We start from the raw sequence: 512 nt of genomic DNA on the forward strand, positions 1-512 counted from the left end.
CTACCAACTGAGCTATAGCCCCTTGTTTTGTTTTTCCCGCCGGTTTCCCTTGCGGTCTCCCCGGCGACATGGATTACATTACACGGCCCTCCCCCCCATCTGCCAAATCGGTTGACGGGAGGCAGCTTTTGTCCGTTTTGCCCGTCGGGCTCGTGCGTCAGGCCGTGGCGAAGGAGTAGAAGCGTTTGAGGGTGCAGTGCTCGTCGAGCAGCCGCCCGTAGATCGGTTCACCCTCGAGTTCGCGGTAGGTCTCGATGGGGTCGCCCTTTATGATCAGCGCCCGCGCGCACTCCACGCACCAGTACTGGTAAGCGGAGTTGAGCGGTTCCATGTCGCGCACGATCGGCGTCCCGCTGCCGCACCAGTCGCACTTCCGGCTGTGAGCACCCATGGGTCAGCCCGTTCCCTCCCCTTCGGCCCCGTCCGGACCCGGACGTCCGATTCTGCCACGGAGGCCCCCGGGAACAGCAACGATCCCGCCTCCCGGGAACCGGGAGACGGGATCATCTGTC

1 protein-coding gene is annotated in these 512 nt (G+C 64.1%); it reads right to left on the reverse strand.

The genetic code is table 11. The annotated features are described in order from the left end of the window. Positions 1-157 precede the first annotated feature (157 nt). The gene (locus HG542_RS34225; RefSeq protein WP_171088339.1) at positions 158-391 is read right to left on the reverse strand and encodes a hypothetical protein; all 234 of its coding nucleotides are present in this window, start codon (positions 389-391) and stop codon (positions 158-160) included. Positions 392-512 lie beyond the last annotated feature (121 nt).

The organism is Streptomyces morookaense (assembly GCF_013030945.1).
In the GTDB taxonomy this organism is placed as follows: Bacteria; Actinomycetota; Actinomycetes; order Streptomycetales; family Streptomycetaceae; genus Streptomyces; species Streptomyces morookaensis.